We start from the raw sequence: 20380 nt of genomic DNA, 5'->3' as shown, positions 1-20380 counted from the left end.
CGGGGTGGAGCAGTCCGGTAGCTCGTCAGGCTCATAACCTGAAGGTCAGAGGTTCAAATCCTCTCCCCGCAACCAAATAAAAAAGGCGGTCCCGCATGGGGCCGCCTTTTTTATTTGATCACGTGAAGACGCTTTGAACTCTGATCTTCCTGCGTTATGGGCCTGTGCTCATAACTTGAAGGCTGAAGACGTATAGAAAACGTGCCAGTGGCACGTTTTTAGTCTGAAGGTCGAGCACGGCGAAGCCGCGCGCAGACTGCAGAGGTTCAGCCAAAAGCGCCACAAACTCACTCCTCAACCTCCCCATCAACAACACCAGCCTCCATCAGCTCTTCCACCTCCGGGAACCAGATCCCGGTATGCGGGGCGAGGAAGACTTGTTTCAGGAAGCTCTCGGCAATGCCCTGGTTGCGATAGAAGGTGATTTCCTTTTCCTGCTGGCCCTTGATGTCATAGAGCGGGACGGGGTAGTTGAGATCGACCTTGTATTGATGGAAACCAAGACGCCCGTTGGGGCCGAGATAGCGTTTGGCGCCACCGATAAAGGCGGTTGTGCAGGCGGAACTACACGCCTCAAACACATAGGTGTCCAAACCCCGGTTGCGGATCAGGAAGCCGACACCGCGCCCTTCATAGACATGCCCGCCATCACTGTGCAGGACGATGCCGGTCACCCCCGGATTTTGATCGAGCAAGGCGGCCAGCCGCTGCGTCATGCCAAGGGCAAAGATGCCGGTGATGTGAATGCGGGTGTTGTCCGGGCTGAGCGTTAGCTCATATTGGCTGGCGCGGGCATCTTCAAGCTCGGTCAGGTTGACGGGGATAAACTTCTCCGGCGCAAGGGCGCGGAAAGAGGCCGCGATGCTAAGAGCGGTAAAAGCCAAACACAGCCCGATCACCCCATAACTCACAACGGTCCAGATATTGGCAAGAATGCTTGATTGATGTTGGGTGGCGCGCAGCACGCCGACCACCTGCCAGACAAAAACAACGCCATGAAAAACAAGGATAAACGCAACCGTCGAGATCAGTGCCGGGATGCGATCCGGGATATAGGGCGGCAGCGTATAGCGATCGGCAAACATGATCAGAACCCGGATCAGGATCAGGTTGACGGCCAGCGCGAATAACAGCGCGTGCTTTCCTTGCCAGTGATCCCGAATATAGCCCAAATGATCTTTCCCTTAGAAGTTCAGACCCTTTTTCCAAGATACTATTTTATTGCTGCTCTTAATAGCGCCGTGAAGGTTTTTCAGGACAAGGGCTCACACGAAAAATATGAACATAGATATGATAAGGGAACTAGGTATTGGTGGAATGGAGAGGCTTAAAAGGAGACCAAAAATAAATCTGTCCCCTTCTTTTAAGGCTGCGCTAGGGCAACACGTATCAAACTATCCACTGTTAATCAAAAAAGGGGGCTGTCCCCTTTATTTTCATGTCCCCTTTATTTTGAAATTAGTGACGCTTTCTAGAAATTATGTTTGCAACCCTGAATAGTTGCCCGCTAGTATTTCTAGTCCAATGGAGTCAATAAGGGGGGCTAAATGAGTTGTATGAGTGACTTGAGTGATCGGGAGAAAGAAGTATTGGTTTCTGCCGTTTACGGGAAACGTCATTTCTTCTGGATTGGTTCCGGTTTCTCTGCAAACTTTGGGTATCCAGGATGGGGGGATGTTCTAGACAAGGTTAAAGAAAATATTAGTTTTGAGCGAGATCTCCCAAATAATTATCTTCATGCAGCAGAAATATTGCATTCATTCTACGATGAAAAAATAGGTGGTGATGACTTTAATGGGGAAGTGGTGAAATCACTTCATACGCTGAAGGAAGATGTTGATAGCCCAGTTTGGGTTGAAAATTTTTATAATCTTTCGAGTAATATTTTGGTTACAACAAATTGGGATAATGTATTAGAGGATATATTTGATTATTTACCTTCTGTTATTGTTAGAGGAGAGAAGAACATACAGCTTTCAGAAGGAAGAAATATATTCAAGATACATGGAGATTCACGGGATCCAAATAGTATAGTTGTCACTCAGAGTCAGTATACAAAATTTCAAAGGGAAGATACGTACCTTAAAAGCAAGATTTTCACTGTGTTCTCGGAGAATGTTCCGATATTTCTTGGTTATAGTCTTTCAGACCCGAATATATTTTATATATATGATGAAGTGGTTGCGCATCTTGGCGACGACAAGCTTCCATCATTTATGATAGTTCGTCCATCTGGAGATGATGAGAAACTATCTCAAGCTAAATACTTATTCTCGAAGAAAAATATCTGTCTCGTTGAAGCAGAAATTGGTGAGTTTTTAGAAGAGCTTAGTGCTCTTGTTCAAGAGTTTTCTGGTGACGTGATATCGTTTAAGTATGACTTCAATGACGTGTTAACGCGTGTTGAGGACATTCTTGAAAAAGCAGTAGAAGGGAAAAACCCAAGTAAGGAACTTATTCTAAAGTTTACTACAGATGACGGACGTAAGCAGGCAATCAAAGCAATATTGAGGGTTTTTGATAACCCTCAGATATTTAAGGAATATGGCGGCGAATTGTACGGTAAGACGGGTACAATCGCTACAAAAGGAGCCCATGCCCTGTTTCAAGCTATAATTAAATTAAATAATGAACTTGAGATTGGATTGTCTAATGCTGTCAGAGAAAAAATTGGAAAGACAATTTTAGGAACCTGCAAGAGTGATCCTTATCTCTGGGATTTTCATATGGCTAAGACACCGTTGATTGATCTGTTGTCGTTCCATGTAAATCCGGATGGGGATGTGTTTAGTGAGCGTATGCAGTTGGTCAAAAAGTTGCTGGATTTTGGTGGCGACAAATTTGGAGATTGCTGGGCTATCTATCACGATTTCCAAAAGGGGCGTAAAAATTGGCTTACACAGGATGAAATCACTAGTCTTGTATCTATAGCAAGCAACGAACTCGAGCTTGAGCAATATTCGGTAAGTAGTTGGTGGTTGAATGAGCTAGTAGATGCAGAAAATTGCACTGACGAGCTGAAATCCACAATCAGAAAGTTGATCAGAGATATTGATTCACTTTACGAAGATGGGCAAGACTGATTGCTGTGTGTTGATACATAATACGCCCCCACCGGGGGCGTCGTCTAGAGCCCTAAAGCTCCAAATAACATCAGGCTATCCGCACCTCACGCCAGATCAAAGCGATCAGCGTTCATAATTTTGAAGCAAGTCGTTCGAGGTATTAAGAAATTACAGCAAAGCGAGCGAGCACGGTGAAAGTTGAAACAACTATTTCAGTGTGGAAGGTTATTTCTGGCAGCATAAGCTTGATCGTTTCGGTTTTAACCGCGCTATTCCTCTATCAACAAACGCAGCTACAAGAGCTGATGTTGGATATTCAAAGCTCCCAAGGGAGCCTAATTGCGCAACAACTCTCAATCAGTGAGGAAATGGCAAGGCTTGAGAGATATTTGGCTCCGCCAGCGGTTGAATATGTTCGATCACCTTCCTTTTACCTCGACGATAATAACGTTGAAGGTCGCAATCCGCAGGATAAGCTATGGCGTCACTCCTATCCTGACAATGCGAGTTTTCAGACAGGTGTCGGATTTACTTCCATTAAAGGTGTTAGAGCGGTCTATTTCGGCGTGCTTGGCTTGGGGCCAACTTGTTCAGCGAATGACGGCGGAACTTATTGGGTTGACGTTTCTTTCGCGGATACTCTTATAACAGGTGGTTACGGCCATGCTGTAGGCACAATTCCCTCATCCACTTACTACGATGTGATAAATCCAGGCTTGCAAGGGCGCTTGGATGATTTTGCTAAAAGCTTGACTGATAGATTGAAGGCTAACTGCGTTCGTGAAGTACGTGTACGGGGAGCATTTAATGTAGAGTTTGTGGATGTTCGATCCCAGTTGCACCATCAATACTTTACAGGGTCATTGTTCTCGGACATGGCTTTGAGCACTGAGCAGGAATGGGATGATAGTCTGGAACGTTACCTTAAACATATTTGTCATGCAGATTTGAGGGACCAAGCTTTAGCCCAGTGCGCGAAGAATGTTTCTGAGCAATTAGAACAGAAGCAATCGCAAGGTTAAGGCTTTGAAGCGACGTCTTGGATTGCAAAACACCCCCAGCCTCAAGACCGGGGGTGTTCTCACATCATAGCCCAAAAGCTCCAAATCACATCAGGCTAGTCGCCCCTCACGCCAGATCAAAGCGATCGGCGTTCATGACTTTGGTCCAAGCCGCGACGAAGTCCTTGACGAACTTCTCGTGGTTGTCGTCCTGGGCGTAGACTTCGGCGTAGGCGCGCAGGATCGAGTTGGAGCCAAACACCAGATCGACGCGGGTGGCGGTGAATTTGGTGTCGCCGGACTTGCGATCAACGATGTTGTAAAGGTTGTCGCCGGCCGGTTTCCAGCTGTAGCCCATGTCGGTCAGGTTAACGAAGAAGTCATTCGTCAGCACGCCGACACGATCGGTGAAGACGCCGTGCTTGGTGCCGCCATGGTTGGTGCCAAGGGCCCGCATCCCACCGATCAGGCAGGTCATTTCATGGGCGGTCAGGCCCATGAGCTGTGCCCGATCCAGCAGCATTTCTTCTGGCGATACGACATAGTCCTTTTTCGACCAGTTGCGGAAACCGTCCGCCAGCGGTTCGAGGACATCGAAGCTATCCGCATCGGTCATCTCGTCGGTTGCGTCACCGCGGCCCGGTGCGAACGGGACAGTGATGTTCACACCGGCATCTTTGGCGGCCTTTTCGACCGCGGCCGAACCGGCAAGGACGATGAGGTCAGCCATCGAGACTTTCTTGGCAAGGCCTGCCTGGAAGTCCTTAAGTGCCTTCAGGACCTTGGCAAGGCGTGCGGGTTCGTTGCCTTCCCAGTCCTTCTGCGGGGCCAAGCGGATGCGTGCGCCATTGGCACCACCGCGACGGTCCGAGCCACGATAGGTGCGGGCACTGTCCCAGGCGGTATTGATCAGGTCGGTCGCGGAAACGCCAAGACCGAGCAGTTTGGATTTGAGATCGGCGATCTCGGAGTCCGAGAGGGTATAATCAACCGCCGGGATCGGGTCCTGCCAGATCAGGTCTTCTTTGGGGACATCCGGGCCGAGATAGCAGGCCTTCGGGCCCATATCACGGTGGGTCAGTTTGAACCATGCGCGCGCAAAGCAATCGGAGAAATATTCAAAGTCGTTATTGAATTTCTCGATGATGGCGCGATAGGTCGGGTCCATCTTCATCGCCATGTCGGCATCGGTCATGATCGGCATGCAACGGATTGACGGGTCTTCGACGTCAACGGGCATGTCTTCTTCTTTTATGCCGATCGGTTCCCACTGGTTGGCACCGGCCGGGCTTTTCTTGAGCTCCCACTCATACCCCAGCAAAAGCTTGCAATAGCCATTATCCCACTTGGTCGGGTGGGTGGTCCAGGCACCTTCGATGCCCGACGTTACGGTATCGCGGCCAATGCCACGCTTGGTGTGGTTCATCCAGCCCATGCCCTGTTCATGGACATCGGCGGCTTCGGGTTCGGCTTCCAGCAGCTCGGCATTGCCGTTGCCGTGGGTCTTGCCGACGGTGTGACCACCAACGGTGAGGGCTGCGGTTTCTTCGTCGTCCATTGCCATACGGGCGAAGGTTTCACGGACCTGGGCGGCGGTCTTGAGCGGATCGGGCTGACCATTCACACCTTCCGGGTTCACATAGATCAGGCCCATCTGAACTGCCGCCAGCGGGTTTTCCATGGTGTCGGGTTTGGAGACATCGTCATAACGATTGTCACTTGGTGCCAGCCATTCGCGCTCCGCACCCCAATAGGTGTCTTTTTCCGGGTGCCAGATATCTTCACGGCCGCCGCCAAACCCAAAGACCTTAAGACCCATCGATTCATAGGCCATGGTGCCAGCCAGAATGATCAGATCGGCCCAGGAAAGCTTGTTGCCGTATTTCTTTTTGATCGGCCACAGCAGACGGCGGGCCTTATCAAGGTTGGTGTTATCGGGCCAGGAGTTCAGCGGCGCAAAGCGCAGGTTGCCCTTGCCGCCACCACCACGGCCATCGGCCAGACGGTACGACCCGGCAGAGTGCCATGCCATACGGATCATCAGCCCGCCATAATGGCCCCAGTCAGCCGGCCACCAGTCCTGGCTGTCGGTCATGAGGTTTTTGATGTCGGTCTTGACCGCTTCAAGGTCGAGCTTCTTGAATTCTTCAGCATAGTTGAAGTCTTCCCCATAGGGGTTCACCTTGGTGTCATGCTGATGAAGGATGTCGAGGTTAAGCGTTTTCGGCCACCAGTCGCTTACCGATTTGCCGGTCTCGGTCATGCCGCCATGCATTACCGGACATTTCCCTGCGGTGTGTTTTCCGTCCATTTTTTCTCTCTCCGTCGTGGCTGAGATGTTTTAAACAGCTCTTGGACCTGTATCGAGCAGCTGCGGGGTGCGTTGATTTTGACCAAACAACAAAGTGATCTGTTGCTTGTGGCACCCTTTGGTTGTTTCTCCCTGATTTGATTTAACCAAAACCCGCGCGATGAAACCAGAAGTTATCCCTAGGGTTTCATGTTGAAGATGGTGATCAACTCAAAGATCGCAACACGACACGGTTTGTTCAATCCGATGACACGGGCTTCCCCGTGATTGAAAGAAGGTTAGCAACCAGATGCGTAATAGGGGAAATAGTTATTTCATGTGTTTTCGATAGTTTTTATCGATTAATCTGGGTGCTGAGGCGAAAGGGACGGTTTGGCGGGGGTGTCCGCAGGGGCCGTGACATTTGAAACCAGTCGGGTAGACTGTGTTCGAGTTCACAGGTTTAAGGCCTTAAACATACGGGGTTTTTGCAATCCCGGCTGTTGGAAGCCAGAACCATCGCCCCACAAAAAAGCGGAAATCCCGATATGTCTCATTCTTCAAAAGGGGCCATTTACATGGCAGCGGCGGCCAATCTTTTGATTGCCGTGGCGAAGTTTGGCGGGGCGGCGATTACCGGGTCTGCGGCGATGATGTCAGAAGGCATTCATTCGCTGGTGGATACGGGCAATCAGGGGCTTTTGCTTTTGGGATTGCGGCTTTCCACCCGCGAGCCCGATGAAAGGCATCCTTTGGGCTATGGCAAGGAAACTTATTTCTGGTCATTCTTGGTGGCGGTGATGATTTTCGGCCTGGGTGCCGGGGTTTCGATCTGGGAAGGGGTGGACAAGGTGATCCATCCGCATGCGCTTGATGTGCACGTGGTGGCAACGTTTGGCGGGTTTGATATCCGCACCTATCACGTGGTGTTTTCAATTCTGGCGATTGCAATTGTGCTTGAAGGCATGGCGTTTCGCACGGCGTATCGGACGTTTCGGGCGCAGAACCCCGGCATTCCGTTGATCAAGGCCGTGCGCAGCAGCAAGGATCCGACGGTTTTTGTCATCCTGTTTGAGGATTCAGCGGCCCTTTTGGGCCTTGTGGTGGCGTGTGTCGGGATTGCGGCGGCGTATCTTTTGGAGATGCCGGTTCTTGATGGGCTGGCGTCGGTGATGATCGGGCTTATTTTGGCGGTGACGGCCTTTTTGTTGGCGGTTGAGTGCAAAGGCCTGTTGATCGGTGAGAGTGCCAGTCGCCAAAGCCGGAAAATGATTGCCGAGATGGTGGCGGCCATTCCCGGCATCCTCAAGGTCAACGAGATCGTCACCCTGCATCACGGGCCGCAAAGCCTGATGGTCTGTGTCAGCGTTGATTTTCAGGACAAGGTGACCTCAAAGCAGGTTGAAGCCGCCGTCAGCCGACTGGAAAGTGATATTCGTGCGGCAATCCCGGAAGTCTCCAAGGTGTTTATCGAGGCGCAAAACTGGCGTTCGCATCAGGAATTGCTGGATCAGGCAGAGGCCGTCGTAGCAGGTGAACAAACCGCCGAGCATCCGGCGTGATGCTGCATTCTGGCGGATAGCTATTTTTCTGCATTTTGGCATCTCATCGGTGTGCATTGACCGCAGGTCCGCGCAATAGTATGAGGAATAAAACCAACAACGAATTCGAGGGCAGGGTGGCCGCGTTAAATCAGGAACATGGAACGTCTCTGTCGTGGGTAGCGGTTGATTGGGGGACCTCCAATCTCCGGGTCTGGGCGATGGATGATACCGCTAACATCCTTGGCAGCACCGAGAGCCCACTTGGCATGAATGCGATTGCCGGTGACCCCAAACTTTCATTCGAGGCGGTTCTGATCGACCTGATAGACGGCTGGCTGTCACCCGATCAGCGAGGCCTGCCAGTGGTGATCTGCGGCATGGCCGGCGCCAAGCAAGGATGGCTTGAAGCGCCTTATTGCGATGTGCCAGCACGGCCTGCTGATCTGGCGAAGGGTGCGGTGACACCGAATGTGAGCGATCCTCGTATTTCTGTTTTTATCCTGCCCGGCCTGTGTCAGCGCGGTGATTCTGACGTCATGCGCGGCGAGGAAACCCAGCTTGTCGGCTTTATGGCCGAGAACCCGGACTTTTCCGGCTGGGTCTGTTTGCCCGGCACCCATTCGAAATGGGCGCATGTCGGCGATGGCATGATCAGGGCCTTTCGCACCTATATGAGTGGCGAGGTATTTGCCTTGCTGTCACAGCAATCCATCCTGCGCCATTCGGTTGATGATCGTTGGGATGACGGGGCCTTTGCCGATGCCGTGCGCGCGGCCAAACTGCAACCAACAGCGTTTTTGCATACGCTGTTTACGGTGCGGGCAGGCGCGCTTGTTGCCAAGGACGCGGCATCTGTTGCGCCGGGGGCTGCGGTGCTTTCGGGTACCGTCATCGGGGCCGAGATTGCCGATGTCTTAAGTCACCTTGCACCGGGCGAAGATATTGCCTTGATCGGGGCGGGTGAACTGGCGTCGCTCTATCAGGCGGCCCTGGCGGTGCATAACCATAAAGCCACGCCCAAGGATGGTGCGGCGATTACGCTGGCGGGGCTTGGCCGCGCCTATGGCGTTGTCAGTGGCGCTACCCGCTGAAATAACAGAATTCAGGCCTGCTGGGCCCAACAAACAGGAAGACAAAGATGGCAATGCCAACACCGGTCAATGGTCAAATCACCGACAGCGTCACGGGTAAAGCGCATCGCACGTTGATTGCGATCCTGCGCGGGGTGCAAACCCATGAAGCGGCTGATATGGCGCGTGCGCTGGTTGATGCCGGGATCACCATGATCGAGGTGCCGCTAAATTCCCCCGAACCGCTTAAAAGCATCACCGCCATGAAAGACGCGGTTGGCGATGCGGCGATGATCGGGGCGGGTACGGTCCTGACCACCGATGATGTTGCCAATGTCAAAGCGGCGAATGGTGAATTCATCGTGTCGCCCAACTGCGATATCGATGTGATCGCCAAGACCAAGGAACTTGGTATGGGATCGTGGCCGGGTGTTCTGACCCCAACCGAATGCTTTGCCGCGATCAAGGCAGGCGCAGACGGCCTCAAGATTTTCCCGGCCAGCATCATCGGGTCTGAGGGCATCAAGGCCATGCGCGCGGTCCTGCCCAAAGACCTGCCGGTTTTTGCTGTCGGCGGGGTTGGCCCGGATGATTTTAGCACCTATGCCAAGGCCGGCTGTGATGGCTTTGGGCTAGGATCTGGCATCTATAAACCCGGCATGACAGCCAGCGATGTATCCAAGGCCGCGATTGCCTATGTCAGAGCGCATGATGCGGTGTTTGGCTAAGGTCGGTCTTTGCTGTCAATTCGCCGTTTATTCTACGGGCAATTGATGGTGCTAAAGCCTACAGAACCTGTCGGTGCCGCAGCAAAGAAACAGCTACCATCATTGGTCGTGTTCCCGGTTGATGCGACGTTGAAACTTGTTGCTCCGTTGCCAGTAATAACTCTTTTGGTGCCGGCGGTTGAAAGTGAAAACCTGTTGTTGGCAATGGTCGCATTGGTGGCGTTTCCAACAACAATTCCGTTCGTAGTGGCGGTATTGGATGATGCCGATAACGTGTTGTCACGAACGACCAGATTGGTTGAACCACTGGCTGCGATGGCAACGCTACTCGTTGTCCCATCAAAGGACGTAAGTGTGCTGTTTTCGATTGTGACACCGGTTGTGTTGTCAGCGCGAACGGCAAACGTACCAGTCCCATTATTCGAATTGCTGACGGTCATTCCGATCAGTTTGGTATTATTTCTCATCAGCAGTGTATAGGCGTTATTTTGGTTCGTCGCCGCGATTTTGCCGCCAGAGACGGTCAGGACCGCTTCCCGACCGGAAGGCGATTTAACAGTGATATTGCCGGACCCAACAAGAGTTTGACCGGCAACCATATTTACCTGCTTATCTACATCAATTGCCCCGCCGATAATAACAGTGCTGGCACCTGCTGTCGTCAGGGCACTATTCAATGCATCTGTATCGGCCACCGATGAGGCGTTGATAACCGTCAAAGTTTGGCCATCGGCTGTTTCTGTGGCGGTTTCAACCGGGCCGAAGGCGCCAGCTTGGCTGACAATATCAATGTCACGGACCACCGGATCAGTCATGCGCCGTTCCATCGGTGTCAGGCGCTTGCGGCCTGCGCCAAAGAATTGCAGCGGAATGCGCAGACGTGCTGTAACAAATCCCTGAGAGCCACGTGGTTTGTCATGTTGCCATTCGCTGCCAAAGGAAAAGCGCGATCCGTTCCAAAGCCAGGGTACCTCGTCGAATGTCATTTCAGCCCGCAGTCGTGGGCCGGTTATGTCCTCGACTTTATCGGCAAAGAAATGATATCCACCGGCAAACAATCGGATTTGCCGGGGTTCTTCTGGTTCATAGACCGGCAGACGCCAGCCGATTTCGCCATCAAAGCCCGCCATGCTGCGTTCTTCGCCGCCGCGGAAGCTGATGGTTGTGCCCGACAGATTGGCCTCGTTCAAGGCGTTAACATTGCGAACACGGCTTCCCTGCGGGATATAGGCGTTGCTGCGAAAATCCCAGTCGGTTGAAAGCGCCTCGGCACCAAGTGTTACCTGATTGAAGTAGTTGCCCCATTCGCTTTGTCGGCGATCAAAATAGGCAACACCACCCAGATTCCAGCCACTTTCATGCATGTGGCGGATGCCAAGGCCGAAATTGCCTTCGCGGCCGTTACTGTCATCAAATCGGGTGCGCAGACTGGTGAAGAGGAGTGTGTCATCATTTTGAAGCAGCGGGACGAATAAACCCCCCTCGCCAAGCGACCGGTCGGTGCCAGCTTTGCCTTCGACATCAATATGCGCTCCCCATTTGGGTCCGTTTTCTTCGCTGGCGTGTGCTGTGTCATTGCCGAATTCGATTGGTGCCATGACGCAAATCGCCAAGGCCAAACGGCGTAAATTCTTGATGTTCAAATTAAATTACCCAACCTGAATATGCGAGGCGTCAATGATCATGTTGCCGCCAACTTGCGCTTTATTTGCGAAAGGTCCGACGCGTCGTTGCTCGTCACGTGTGATCTTGTGTCACGGATTTATTTTCTTTGGGAATTTACTGAAAGCACAGCAGGCGGGCTACTGCTGTGTTTTATCAATTTGTCAGAAATTATCATTTTCAGTTTTGGACTCCTTATTTGAACGATCGTTCTTTTGGATGCCAAACGGGTTTGACCCGCCCGTCATCGACAGGCTAAATTCCAGCCATTGTCTGAATTCCTGAATATGGGAGGATCCATTGGATCTTGGAATCAAGGGCCGAAAGGCCATCGTTTGTGCGTCATCCAAGGGGCTTGGCCGCGGCTGTGCGATCAAGTTGGCCGAAGCTGGTGTTGACCTTGTGCTCAATGCCCGCTCCGAAGGGCCGCTGAACGAAACAGCGGACTATATCCGCGATACCTTTGGCGTCGATGTCACCACGGTCGCGTGCGACATCACCACCGAAGAAGGCCGTAACAAGGTTCTGGCCGCTGTAGATGCGCCGGACATTCTGGTTAATAACGCTGGCGGCCCGCCCCCGGGTATCTGGTCCGACTGGGGCCAGAAGGAATGGGAAGCCGCTGTTCAATCCAACATGCTGACCCCGATCCTGCTGGCAACGGCGGTTCTGCCGGGCATGATTTCGCGCAAATGGGGCCGGATCGTGAATATCACGTCGGGTTCAGTGAAATCGCCGATCCCGCATCTGGGCCTGTCGAACGGCGCGCGTGCTGGCCTGACCGGCTTTGTCGCGGGGACCTCGCGCCAGGTGGCCAAGGATGGCGTGATCATGAACAACCTTCTGCCGGGCCAGCATGATACCGACCGTATCAATGCGCTGATGACCAACAAGTCCAAGGCAGAAGGCATCACCCTTGAAGAAGCACGCACCAAAACCCAGGCGGGCCTTCCGACCGGGCGTTTTGGCGATCCGCTTGATTTCGGCGCGACCTGTGCCTTCATGTGCAGCGAGCATGCGAAATTCATGGTCGGGCAAAACGTCCTTCTAGACGGTGGTGCCTTCAACTCCACCATGGGCTGATATGTCGCCTTTCGTCACAGGACGGCCTGCAAACGCCCATTTGCTGGGCTTCCGGTGCTCACGTACGTTAAGTACGCTGCGCGCCGGTTCTCGCAAACCGGCATTTTCGGCACGTCCTGTAACGAAATCCAACATATCACCAAGTGCCCAGAACAAAGGGTGGTGCTAGCATGGCGTCATTCACCTTTGTTTATGTGCTGCGCGAACGCGATTTTGTGCCGGGGCAGGGCAAGGCCAAACTGCCCCGAACCTATGTTGGCTGGTCAACCGATGTTGAGGCGCGTCTGGCGACGCATAATAGCGGCAAGGGGGCCAAGACCACCCGCGGGCGGCAATGGGAACTGGTTTATGTCGAACGGTTCCGAACCTTTGGGCAGGCGATGAGCCGTGAGTGGCATCTCAAGCGCGATCGCAAGCTGCGCCGGATGCTTGCCGGTGGTTAGCGTCGCAGGATAGCCCTCAAATCAAGGCTTGCATCATCGCGCCAATTAACAGATATGTCCTTGCAAATATCGAATTGAAACCGGGGTAAGATCAGTCATGGCCGTCGTCCGCAAAAATCCGCTGAAACTCAACAAGCTGCAGCTTCGTACGCTGGTGCTCGCACAGGTGATTGCCAAGGATCCCAATTCGGGCAAGATTGACGAGGCCACCGGCGAAGCAACGCTTTTGCGCGTGCCCCATGCCCATGGCGACCACGTCCATGTCGGGAAGTTCACCGTGGCGGCCCGTGATGCCAGTGGTTTTGACAATCCGTCCGTCTGGGTTGCACTGACCCGTAAGGGGCTGGTCAAGGAAGGCTATCCGGCCAGCATCGTTCTGACCAAGGAAGGCATGGACTATGACACCGGCCTTGGCGATCATTTCCTTGAGGAAAGCGATCACTAGGATCGCTCCTGTATTTTGGCATCAAGTCGGCGCAAAAAAGCCCTGCACAAGCAGGGCTTTTGTTTTTCAAGGATGGGGAAGGCTCAGCCTCTAGTCGACCCGGATGAATTTTCCGTCCTGAATGGCGACGAAGTAAATGTTGCGGTTGCCATCGCCAAAGGCATCAAACTCCAGCTCCTGATGCAGTCCTTGTTGCGGAGGCAGGTTTGTCAGGGCATCTGCCAGCGATTGATCCGGGTGTTTGGTCCGCATGGCCGCAAAGAGAACCGTGGCCGCGTCATATCCCAATACAGCTGTGTAACCGGGAGGACGGCCGAACATCTCGCTGAAATCAGCAATGAATTTCTGGAAACGCGGATTGGTGTCATAGCGGTCATAGGCCTGAACCAGTTCCATGCCTTCGACAGCATCTCCGCCGACCTCAATCAGGGACTGTGAACCGGCCCATTCAGCGGCTGCAAGCGGAATGTCTGGCGAAAGCTTGCGGATTTCCTGTGCCATCAGGGCACTATCTGTACTGTTGGTAATCAGCACGATGGCATCGGGATTGTCGCTGAGCAGTTTGGCTGCGACTTCGGCTTTGGTGACATTGTCGACATTAATCCAGATTTTGGAAATCACCCGCCCGTCAAGCGCATCAAGTTCCAGAAGAAACTCACGATACCAGCTGTCGGCAAATGCCTGGTTTTGTCCGTCAAGGGCAAGGGCGACCCGCTCATATCCCAGATCGATATAGCGCCGTGCATAGGCGCGCGCATTTTCACGTGTCGTGGTGTTCATGCGAAACAGATTGTCACGAAAACCGGCAAAGTCGGCCGCCGAGATGGTCGGGGAGACGGTCACAACACCAAGTTCATTGATGACCGGCAGCATCGCCATGCCGATTGAACTGATGATCGGGCCAACAATGGCATCAACACCAAGGCGCTTAAGCTCGCGCACGTGATTTTGGGCAACTTCGGGGGTTTTCAGATCATCACGCGCAATGATTTCCACCGTGCGACCATTGATCCCGCCTTCGCCGTTGACCTGCTGGGCTGCGAGCTTCAGGGCATCAAGGGCATCTGTTCCGGCATCTGCCCCTGGGCCGGACAAGCCGGCAATGAAACCGATTTTGATCGGGCCTGACTGATCGCAGGCAACGAGCAAAAAGCATCCGACAAGCACAGAGCACAGAAACCTGATTGACCGCATTTTGTTCCTAGCAGTTTTTCTTGTGGGGTCGGCAATACTGGCCCCTGAATACTACCTTATCTTGCCTTGATCGGCAGGAGTTCGGTGACGATTTCGATATGGCAGTTCGCAGAATGCGTTTCAAGCAATTGGCATAACGATATTTGATGCCTATCCAAAGTCGCGGCGGGCCTGAAGCACCCGGCCCATCGTGGTCAGCAGGCACAAGCCCCCGAAAATGGCCGCGATCATGTTAAACCAGAGCGGAAACACACATATGAGGCATAAGACCAGTATGGTCTCGCTGCCCTCGGTTATGCCGGTGAGGTAGAAAAAGCTTTTCTTGCCTTGGGCGGTTTCTGTGTTGCGTCCCTGTTTGGCCGCAATGATCGCATAGGCCAGAAAACTTGATCCCGTTCCGACAAAACAGAAAATCAGGAATGCCGCCATCAGGGCATGTTCGGGTCGACCAATGGCAAACCCCAGAATGATGCCGGAATAAAACAGAAAGTCCGACACGATATCGTAATAGCCGCCAAGATCGCTTTCCTGAGTTTTGGCGCCCGGATGGCGTGACCGCGGGGCGGCATGCCTTGCAACCGCTCCATCAAGCCCATCCATAAAGCGTGATCCGAGGATCAGGGCGAGGGCGGCGTAATCAAGTGTCAAGGCAAGGCAGGCTGCCGCCAGAAGGCCAAGGAAAAAGCCAAACCCCGTGATCATGTTTGGCGTGATGCCCGTGCCCGAAAGCTTACGCGCAATCGCATTCAATGGCACATCAATCAACGGGCGCAGGCGGGCGTCAAACATCAGGGATTTCCATTTAACGTGTTGAGATGGCGACTATAAGCCCAACAACCGTAAAATGAAAATCACCAGTTCGTTTGCTGCCTGGGGCAGAGGGATATTTATTTTTACGCGGATTTCCTAGCGGGTGCGAAAGTCTTCCAGACGTTTGCGCTGCGTGCCTGCGTCATCAAAGTTTTCCGGGGCCAGCCAGGCCTCGAATGCGGCCTTGATGGCAGGCCATTCTTCAATCGTGATGGAAAACCATGCTGTGTCGCGGTTGCGCCCCTTATAGACCATGTGATTGCGAAACGTGCCTTCATAGGTAAAGCCATATCGGGCCGCCGCCTCACGTGACGGCGCGTTTTGATCGTCGCATTTCCATTCATAGCGGCGATAGCCGAGCTCATCAAAGGCGCGCTTCATCATCAGATACATTGCCTCTGTCCCGCCCGGGGTTTTGGAAAGGGCCGGGGCATAATTGATATTGCCGACTTCAACCGCGCCATTGTTTGTATCAATCCGCATGAAGGCAGCCACACCAACGGCCATATTGGTGGTCTTGTCGATGATGGCATGCAGTATCGTGTCGCTTTTGGCGGCCATATCATCAAGCCAGGCCTTGTAAGCGTCGAAATCGGTAAATGCCTCGATCGAAAGATAGGTGAAGCGCGACCCGTCTGGCGCCTTGTTGTTGGCGTCAAAAAGATGCCGGGCGTCGCGCGTGACATCAATCGGGCTGACAATCACATGATCACCGACCATGTCGGTGCGTGGCGGAAAAACACATCCGGTCCAGTTTTCAACCGGATGACCGACGGGTTTGCCAAAGGTATCTTTGTGGGGCGAGGCCATTTTCAATCCTGACTAGGTGTTATTGTGCTGCCAGACTGATATGGAATGGTGCCTTGATGAAGGGCCATTTTTGCCAATCTGACGGGGCCAATTTGTTATTGGGTCAGGGTTTCCTGATCAAGCATGTCAATCATATCACGGTTATAATCCGTGTCATGGCATAACAGCGGCACACTAAACCGTTTCACAGCCGGCAGGTCAGCTGCGATGATATCCTCATGTGTCTGTTGTGGTGCATTCTGGATATGGGACGGATCGGCAAGCAGCGCATCAATTCGCCGAGCCCGCAAAAGATCAAATCCTTGCTTTAAGTTTTGCAATGGCAACCAGTCGACCAGCGTTGTTTCAAGCGGCAGTGCAGGCGGTGGGAACTGCTTCATGCGACCGACAAGAATTTGTGAGCGCGCTGGAAGGTCAGTATTGGCAAGGGTCAACAGGCGCACTTCGAATGTCAGCACGCGTTTGGATATTAATTGCGGATCATCGTGCGGCCAGCCACCCGTCAGGATGCAATCAAGTTGCCCGCTTTGATACAGTTGATAAAGCCGGTCAGATGGCAGGGTTTCGATCCTGCCTGATTTGGTCTGTGCCTTAAGGGCTGCAACGAAGTTTCTGTTCTCGCGCGAGGCATTTTTCGACCATTTCTCATCGAGGATAACATGGGCGCCGATGCGTAAAGCGGGTGTCTGTGCGACGGCCAAGTTTGAATGACCGAAGAACAGCAGCGAAGACCCAAGTAAAAAAATGCACATCAAGACGGGGGGCAGATAGATCCGCATGAACACCTCTGTTTTGCACCATATCATTGATGTTACGTCTGATTGTCGGATTTACAAGATCAGGCGCGTCTCCTTGCGAACACTTAATGGAAATCATGACTGTCGATCTTAAGGCGCTTGTGATTGGCGGTAGAGGACCCGGATTTTGCCCCCAACTGATCCAGATCACCAGAAGTCTGGGATGTCGGGGATGATGCATTGTCCTGTGCTGGCAGGGCCGTGCGCGGACTGGCCCAGCGCAGGTTGCGCGGATGATTGTTGGCATCGCGTGCGATTTTTGTGTTCTCGCTCATCGATTGCAGCATATGGGTCAGATCGACCAGCTTGTCGGCAATGATGTGGGTGATCCCGTCTTCGCGTTGCAGTTTGCCGGTCACGCCCAGCACGGTGGCGGTCATGACTTCGCGGCGGTATTTTTCCATCACCTTGCTCCAGACCACCAGATTGGTGATGCCGGTTTCATCCTCCAAGGTTATGAAAACAACGCCCGATGCCGTACCGGGCCGCTGACGGACAATCGCCAGCCCCGCATGGGTCAGGCGTTGCCCGTCGCGGACATTGGCAATGTCGCTTGCCGTGCAGATGCCCGCCGTGGTCATTGCATCGCGCAGCATCGACATCGGATGGCCTTTAAGGGACAGGCGCAAGCTTGCGTAATCTTCGATAATCTCTTCACCCGGGCCCATGATCGGCAGGTCCACCGGGGCCTCTGCGCCAAATTCGGCCGAAACGCCCATATTGTGGTTGAAGTTCTGGGCTGCTTCGAAAAGCGGCAGGGCGGCTGGGGCCTTGCGCCCCTTGCCAAAGCGGCGCACCGCCCATAATGCTTCGCGCCGCGACAGCCCCAGCGATCCAAACGCATCGGCCTCGGCCAGTTTTTCAAGGGCTGCTGGCGACAATCCCGTCTGGCGCGCCATCAGATAGACATCCTGAAATCCGCCTTGCGGCCGGTTGGCAATCAGGGCAAGGGCATCAAGTTCGCCAAATCCCTTGATCTGGCGAAAACCAAGGCGCACCGAATGATAGCCCGCTGTGCGGCCCATTTCCCGTTCAAGCTGATTGTCCCAGAAACTGTGATTGATATCGATTTCAAGCACGCGCACCCCGTGATTGCGCGCATCATTGACCAATTGCGCCGGGGCATAGAACCCCATCGGCTGAGAGTTCAACAGTGCACATAAAAACACATCCGGGTGATGGCATTTCAGCCAGGAAGACGCATAGGCCAGAATGGCAAAACTCGCCGCGTGGCTTTCGGGGAAGCCATAATCAGCAAAGCCTTCGATCTGTTTGAAGCACCGTTCGGCAAACTCCATGTCGTAGCCGTTTTTGAGCATGCCATTGATGAATTTGGTGCGATGTTCGCCAATGGTGCCGGTGCGCTTGAACGTTGCCATGGCCCGACGCAGGTTGTCGGCCTCCCCGCCGGAATAGCCCGCAGCGACAATGGCGATCTGCATCGCCTGTTCCTGAAACAGCGGCACCCCACAGGTGCGTTTCAGGACGGCTTCGAGTTCCTTTGATGGGTATTCGACCTTTTCGCGGCCCATGCGCCGTTGCAAAAACGGGTGGACCATGCCGCCCTGAATGGGGCCGGGGCGCACAATCGCCACCTGAATGGTCAGGTCATAGATGCTTTGCGGTTTCAGGCGCGGCAGCATGCTCATTTGTGCGCGTGATTCCACCTGAAAAGTGCCGATGCTATCGGCCTTTTCAAGCATCCGATAGGTGGCGCGGTCTTCCTTGGGAAGGGTTGCCAGGTCGTAATTGATGTTCTTGTGTGTGCGCAGTTCATCCAGGGCCTTTCGGATACAGGTCAGCATGCCCAAGGCAAGGATATCGACCTTTAATATCCCCAGCGCATCAATGTCATCCTTGTCCCATTCAATGGTGGTGCGATCGGCCATGGCGGCATTGGCAATTGGCGACAGTTCGCAAAGCGGCCCGCGCGTGATGACAAAGCCGCCAACATGTTGCGACAGATGACGGGGAAAGCCCGTCAGTTCGCCTGCGATATCCAGAACGGCCTTCAGGCGCGGTTCATCGGGATGAATGCCCGACTGGCGCATCATGGTGTCATGTGCGCCCTTGCTGCTGGATCCCCAGATGGTTTTGGTCAGTTTGACGATGGTGTCCTCCGTCAAACCAAACACCTTGCCGACATCGCGCATCGCACTACGCGACCGGTATGAAATCACCGTTGCGGTCAGGCCTGCACGGTCGCGGCCATAGCGTTCATAGATGAACTGAATGACTTCTTCGCGGCGTTCATGTTCAAAATCGACATCGATATCAGGCGGCTCATTGCGCGCATTGCTGATGAAACGCGAAAACAGCAGCTCTACCTCGTTGGGATCGACCGAGGTGACATGCAGGCAGAAGCACACCGATGAATTGGCCGCCGATCCGCGCCCCTGACACAAAATCCCCTTGGACCGGGCAAAGGCAACGATGTCATGTACGGTCAGGAAATAGGGGGCATAGCCCAGCTCGTCGATCAGTTTAAGCTCGGTCTCGATCAGGTTTTTGACTTTGTCGGGCACGCCGTCCGGATAGCGTTTATGCGCCCCTTCCCAGGTCAGGCGGATCAGGCGTTCCTGTGTGCCTTCGCCGGTGCCATCATTTTCATCGGGGTATTCATAGCGCAGCTCATCAAGGCTGAAGGTGCATTGATCGGCAATCTCAATGGTGCGGGCCAGCCAATGCGGGTGATCGGGAAACAACCGTGCCATTTCGCGCGGCGATTTGATGTGCCGTTCGCCATTGGGAAACAAACGGTACCCGGCATCTTCAAGCGTGCAGTGATGGCGAATGCAGGTCAGGACATCCTGCAATGGTTTGCGCGATCGCAAATGCATATGCACGTCATTGGTCACCACGGCGGGAATGCCAAGGTCGGCCTCGACCGCCTCGGTAAATTCAAGCCGTTCGCTATCAAACCCGTCCATGAACCGTCCGACAGATAGCCATAAACGTCCGTCAAGATGGGGCTTCAGGCGGATCAATTCAGCACGGAAGGTGTCATCAGGGACCTGTGGCGGCACGGCAATGAACAGCAATCCGTCACTGTGGGTGAGGATGTTGGCGATATAAATCTCGCACGATCCCTTGGGTGCGCGGCGCTTGCCAAGGGTCAGTAACCGACACAGCCGGGCATAGGATGCCCGATCCGTCGGATAACACAGCAAGGATGGCCCATCCATCGGATCAAGCCGACATCCAACAATGTAATTCAGCCGGTCGGCATAATTGCGGTGTGCCGTATGGCCGCGCACCACGCCAGCCAATGTGTTGTGATCGGTGATTGCAATCGCCTGCAGGCCCTTGGTGGCTGCGGTCAGGACCAGTTCCTCGGCATGCGATGCGCCGCGCAGGAAGGAAAAGTTGCTGCTGACATGGAGTTCGGCATAGGCCGGATGATCAGCGGTGGTGTTGGTGCTGTTTGGTTTGTTCATG

Annotated in this window: 16 protein-coding genes; 8 read left to right on the top strand and 8 right to left on the bottom strand. The window is 53.6% G+C overall.

The annotated features are described in order from the left end of the window. Positions 1-287: 287 nt before the first annotated feature. Complete coding sequence (locus HED22_RS16905) at positions 288-1172, bottom strand: hypothetical protein (protein WP_167724380.1); 885 nt, start codon at positions 1170-1172, stop codon at positions 288-290. Between the two features lie 384 nt (positions 1173-1556). Here HED22_RS16905 and HED22_RS16900 point away from each other — a divergent pair, with 384 nt between their 5' ends. Beyond that, positions 1557-3083 carry an SIR2 family protein gene (locus HED22_RS16900; RefSeq protein WP_167724378.1) on the top strand — a complete coding sequence of 509 codons (1527 nt, stop codon included), beginning with the start codon at positions 1557-1559 and terminating at the stop codon, positions 3081-3083. A 173-nt stretch (positions 3084-3256) separates the two neighbouring features. Further along, entirely contained in the window at positions 3257-4087 is an 831-nt protein-coding gene (locus HED22_RS16895; protein WP_167724376.1) for a hypothetical protein, read from the top strand. A 106-nt stretch (positions 4088-4193) separates the two neighbouring features. Here the strand turns inward: HED22_RS16895 and katG are convergent, their stop codons facing one another. Then, the gene (katG, locus tag HED22_RS16890; RefSeq protein WP_167724374.1) at positions 4194-6377 is read right to left on the bottom strand and encodes a catalase/peroxidase HPI; all 2184 of its coding nucleotides are present in this window, start codon (positions 6375-6377) and stop codon (positions 4194-4196) included. A 527-nt stretch (positions 6378-6904) separates the two neighbouring features. On the opposite strand from katG, the gene HED22_RS16885 reads away from it, so the two are divergent. The 3 genes from HED22_RS16885 to HED22_RS16875 all read left to right on the top strand — a co-directional run bounded on the left by HED22_RS16885 (position 6905) and on the right by HED22_RS16875 (position 9698). After that, positions 6905-7918 (top strand): cation diffusion facilitator family transporter, encoded by a 1014-nt coding sequence (locus tag HED22_RS16885; protein WP_167724371.1) that lies wholly within the window; start codon positions 6905-6907, stop codon positions 7916-7918. A gap of 116 nt (positions 7919-8034) precedes the next feature. Further along, on the top strand, positions 8035-8991 hold the full coding sequence (locus HED22_RS16880; RefSeq protein ID WP_167724431.1) for a 2-dehydro-3-deoxygalactonokinase: 957 nt from the start codon (positions 8035-8037) through the stop codon (positions 8989-8991). A gap of 47 nt (positions 8992-9038) precedes the next feature. Then, positions 9039-9698: a 2-dehydro-3-deoxy-6-phosphogalactonate aldolase gene (locus HED22_RS16875; protein ID WP_167724369.1), complete on the top strand. Its 660-nt coding sequence runs from the start codon at positions 9039-9041 to the stop codon at positions 9696-9698. Between the two features lie 32 nt (positions 9699-9730). Here HED22_RS16875 and HED22_RS16870 read toward each other — a convergent pair whose 3' ends face one another. After that, positions 9731-11296 (bottom strand): inverse autotransporter beta domain-containing protein, encoded by a 1566-nt coding sequence (locus HED22_RS16870; protein ID WP_167724367.1) that lies wholly within the window; start codon positions 11294-11296, stop codon positions 9731-9733. Between the two features lie 364 nt (positions 11297-11660). Between HED22_RS16870 and HED22_RS16865 the strand changes: the two genes are divergently transcribed. From HED22_RS16865 to HED22_RS16855, 3 genes are all read left to right on the top strand, one after another. Continuing rightward, complete coding sequence (locus HED22_RS16865) at positions 11661-12443, top strand: SDR family oxidoreductase (RefSeq protein WP_167724365.1); 783 nt, start codon at positions 11661-11663, stop codon at positions 12441-12443. Positions 12444-12613: 170 nt separating this feature from the next. Further along, entirely contained in the window at positions 12614-12886 is a 273-nt protein-coding gene (locus HED22_RS16860; RefSeq protein ID WP_167724363.1) for a GIY-YIG nuclease family protein, read from the top strand. A 97-nt stretch (positions 12887-12983) separates the two neighbouring features. Next, positions 12984-13331, top strand: coding sequence for a hypothetical protein (locus HED22_RS16855; RefSeq protein ID WP_167724361.1), 348 nt, complete (start codon positions 12984-12986; stop codon positions 13329-13331). 90 nt (positions 13332-13421) lie between these two features. Here HED22_RS16855 and HED22_RS16850 read toward each other — a convergent pair whose 3' ends face one another. The 5 genes from HED22_RS16850 to HED22_RS16830 form a co-directional block, all read right to left on the bottom strand. Continuing rightward, positions 13422-14525, bottom strand: a complete 1104-nt coding sequence (locus HED22_RS16850; protein WP_167724359.1) for an ABC transporter substrate-binding protein — start codon at positions 14523-14525, stop codon at positions 13422-13424. Between the two features lie 150 nt (positions 14526-14675). Next, positions 14676-15314, bottom strand: coding sequence for a CDP-alcohol phosphatidyltransferase family protein (locus HED22_RS16845; RefSeq protein ID WP_167724357.1), 639 nt, complete (start codon positions 15312-15314; stop codon positions 14676-14678). A gap of 117 nt (positions 15315-15431) precedes the next feature. Continuing rightward, entirely contained in the window at positions 15432-16145 is a 714-nt protein-coding gene (locus HED22_RS16840) for a GNAT family N-acetyltransferase (protein WP_167724355.1), read from the bottom strand. A 95-nt stretch (positions 16146-16240) separates the two neighbouring features. Beyond that, complete coding sequence (locus HED22_RS16835) at positions 16241-16846, bottom strand: hypothetical protein (RefSeq protein ID WP_167724353.1); 606 nt, start codon at positions 16844-16846, stop codon at positions 16241-16243. Positions 16847-17007: 161 nt separating this feature from the next. Beyond that, positions 17008-20379 (bottom strand): error-prone DNA polymerase, encoded by a 3372-nt coding sequence (locus HED22_RS16830; RefSeq protein ID WP_167724351.1) that lies wholly within the window; start codon positions 20377-20379, stop codon positions 17008-17010. Position 20380: the final 1 nt, after the last annotated feature.

Origin of the sequence: Thalassospira sp. HF15 (assembly GCF_011806525.1) — a bacterium.
Lineage (GTDB): Bacteria > Pseudomonadota > Alphaproteobacteria > Rhodospirillales > Thalassospiraceae > Thalassospira.
The sequence above is the reverse complement of the archived record's forward strand: the minus strand, read 5'-3'. Positions and strand labels throughout refer to the sequence as shown.